This window comes from uncultured Methanobrevibacter sp., assembly GCF_900314615.1.
Taxonomy (GTDB): Archaea; Methanobacteriota; Methanobacteria; order Methanobacteriales; family Methanobacteriaceae; genus Methanocatella.
Genome location: NZ_OMWA01000049.1, coordinates 1 through 3,231 on the forward strand (window position 1 = coordinate 1; position 3,231 = coordinate 3,231).

Here is a 3,231-nt window from a genome sequence, read left to right on the forward strand (position 1 = left end):
TTTCAATGAAACAATGTTCTCTAACCTTTTTTACAACATCATTATCTTTAACATCACCAATCAACAAAGGAGAATCAAGATTATGCAACTTTTGGTTCCGTTTAACTAGCTTCATGTTGCTGTTGGCATAACGCACTTCAAATTATCTACTACTTTTAGTGAAATTTGTTCGATACAATACGAACAAAAGATGATTAAAAAGTAAATGAATTATCTACTACTTTATAGTGACTTTTGTTTCCACATATAACGAACAAATATTACTTGTCAAATGCCTTACAAAAATTGGACATACAAACCATTAACATATATAAAAATCTTAACGGTTATGAAATACTCATCAATTTTTCATTTATCCTAAAATTTTTTTAATCTTATAATATAATAGATATAGAAAGTGTTTAAAAATAACTGATTTTGTAAAAACATTGTTTTGACAAGTTTCTACACATTTTGAACAATGCCTGCACTTTTCAATATCCATCAGAATATAATCATCAAATGTTTGAATCAGATTAAAATCACATGCCTTTGCACATTCCCCACAACCAATACAATACGATTACCTGCAGTGCTTTTAATTTAGTAGGATTAATCTTTTTAGATAGGTTAGCAGCATATCCTGATACAATAATGCTGGTTATTGTTAAAAATACGAATTGAAGCAAGTTGACATAACCTAATGAAAAATCAGGCAATCCTTGAACACCCCAACCTAAAACAATATAACATATTACCCCTGCAAGTGTGGTTGCGATGCTTAATGCTGAAGTTGTTCCGATAGTATTTGTTATAGGATATTTGAAGTATGCCACAAAAATCGGTATGATAAATGCCCCTCCTGCAGGACCTATCAATCCGCTTGCAAGACCACATGCAAATGCAACAGAGTAAAATAACCCTGCCTCAGTTTTAATATTATCTAAAGATGTGGGAGATTTTATTAAAACTAAAAATACTGTTGAAACTATACATATTACACCAAACAATATCTTTAAAACCGCAACATCAATGTACTGAGATATGATTGCGCCCAGAATAGCACCTACAAAACCTAAGGCCATCATTGGTTTTAGGTGTTGTTTCACTATTAGATTGTTTTGTTTATGCTTTCGGGTACTGTTTATCATGGTGACGCAAATAACAGCAAGCCCTGTTGCAAAAGTAATCGTCAGGGACGTTTTAGGACCACATCCCATAGATGTTAAAAGATAATATTGGATTGGAGTGATAACAATTCCACCGCCAATCCCCAAAAGACCTGCCATGAAACCTGCAAAGCAACCTCCAACCAACAGCAAAACAACATAAAATAGTAAATCCATTATTGCACCAAGCACTCTATTGAAATTTAAATCTTTAAATTTTTGCACAGATTTCTTTAATATCACTTTCGACTTCGTCGAGGTTAATTTCCTTTTGGGAGAGATTGCTTTGAGCAATCATGGAATTATATTCAAGTTCACCAACAACAGATATGTTATCATCCAGTTGTTCCAATACCAGGTCTCTGGTATTTTCATCAATTTTATTTAATATTACTACATAATCCTTGGATGCCTCTTTTGATAATTCCCCTATCTTATTTGCAAGCAAGATTGCATCGCCTGATGGATCAACTATTGAAATAAGCTTATCTGCAGATTCTATCACCCCTCTTCCAATGTGTTCTATTCCCGCTGAAGTGTCTACCAATATTACTTCATTGTCTTCCAAAACTATATGGTTTAGGAAGTCTCTTGTAAGATTTCCCATCGGGCAGGCGCATCCCTCATCAGGGTCATTGATTTTTCCGGATTCAATAAAACCAATATTGCCTTTCCAAGTCACATAATCATCAGGCAGATCGGATAATTTCATATTATCCAATATGTCTATAGAATCAGATGCAGCATCATCTTTTAAGTTGATTTTTTCGAGCACCATTCCTTTAATTCCTACTTTTAGAATCTCACCCATAATTTTATCTCTTCCACCATAATATTCCATTAAGGAAGTGTCTGCAACATCAACATTTAACATTTTGTTCAATCCAAGGTTTCCCTCATCCATATCGATTATTAAAACTTTATTGTCCTTTGATAATTCTTTTGCGATTAAGGATATGAATGTGCTTTTTCCACATCCTCCCCTTCCATTGATAAATATTTTTCCTTTCATTTTCTTCACACACTTTGATTTGTGTTTTAAATTATGAATAAACTACATTTAAAAGGTTTTGTAACAAAAAGGTAACAAAAATAATAAGTAACAGTGTGATATCGGCTTTAAAGTAATACTTTTTAAAAATATTTAAAGTAAAAGGTTTAAATTTAACAATAGGGAGAAAAATGACAATTAAAAGAAAATTTGATAAATTGCCCCCATACTGTCAGTTTGAAAAAAATCTGAATATAATCAAAAACAAATGGACAGTATACATTTTAAGGGACATGATTCTTGGGAAAAAATATTTCAGCGATTTCAAAGAGGACAAGCCTAAACTGTCCAATAAAATATTAACACAAAGACTTAAGGAACTGGAAGAAAACAACATCATCGAAAAAAACGTTGAAGATAATGAAACATCATATTACCTGACTGAAAAAGGTCACAGGCTTCAAAACATATTATATGAACTCGCCATTTTCAATCTTGAAGAAGAATATCATGGAGAGGAACTGGAAAAAATTAAAAAAGAATTTGAACAGTTAAAATATGGAAGAAACCAAAAATGAATAATATTGCTTATTTTTTACTTGCGATTCTAAATGAAAACTTCATTCCTGACTTTAATCAAATGATTTTAGATATTAAACGGCTAGATGAAAATAATATAATCAGATTAAAATAGTTTTTGTTGTGCATCAATATAGCTCGGTTCATTGACTTCCTTTACAACATCAGTCTCTTTTAACCCACAATCAGCAATGGTGAATCCGGATTATGCAACTTTTGGTTCCTTTTGACCATCTTCATGTTGCTGTTGGCATAACAATAATTGCTTGTCATCAATTGTTTATAAATAATTTCAGCATCTTACCCTCAACTTTTCCAATAATACTCAAGTAGTTACCTTTGCATCATTAGTTGGTTCAGGTTATGTCAGTGATTATAGTAGATGTTCAGGATTTGTATTTCCACCATCCCAGTTTCACCCAGTATAGATGAAAATATTTAATTATCATGATTTCTAAAAAAAGTAGTGTAGAGAGAACATAAGTATGACAACTTTCGCATGCCCTTTCATAT

Annotated in this window: 4 protein-coding genes; 1 reads left to right on the plus strand and 3 read right to left on the minus strand. The window is 32.0% G+C overall.

Annotated features, from left to right (window positions below):
* Positions 1 to 352 precede the first annotated feature (352 nt).
* From QZN33_RS11575 to QZN33_RS11585, 3 genes are read right to left on the minus strand one after another with little or no spacing between them, the layout of a single operon-like run.
* Positions 353 to 553, minus strand: a complete 201-nt coding sequence (locus tag QZN33_RS11575) for a 4Fe-4S dicluster domain-containing protein (protein ID WP_342764157.1) — start codon at positions 551 to 553, stop codon at positions 353 to 355.
* A complete protein-coding gene (locus QZN33_RS11580; RefSeq protein WP_296792807.1) occupies positions 522 to 1,325 on the minus strand; it encodes a sulfite exporter TauE/SafE family protein in 804 nt (267 codons plus the stop codon). Before QZN33_RS11580 ends, QZN33_RS11575 begins: the two co-directional genes overlap by 32 nt.
* A 34-nt stretch (positions 1,326 to 1,359) precedes the next feature.
* Entirely contained in the window at positions 1,360 to 2,160 is an 801-nt protein-coding gene (locus QZN33_RS11585; protein ID WP_296792813.1) for a cobyrinic acid a,c-diamide synthase, read from the minus strand.
* Between the two features lie 170 nt (positions 2,161 to 2,330).
* Between QZN33_RS11585 and QZN33_RS11590 the strand changes: the two genes are divergently transcribed.
* On the plus strand, positions 2,331 to 2,717 hold the full coding sequence (locus QZN33_RS11590) for a helix-turn-helix domain-containing protein (RefSeq protein ID WP_296792820.1): 387 nt from the start codon (positions 2,331 to 2,333) through the stop codon (positions 2,715 to 2,717).
* The last annotated feature ends 514 nt before the right edge of the window (positions 2,718 to 3,231 follow it).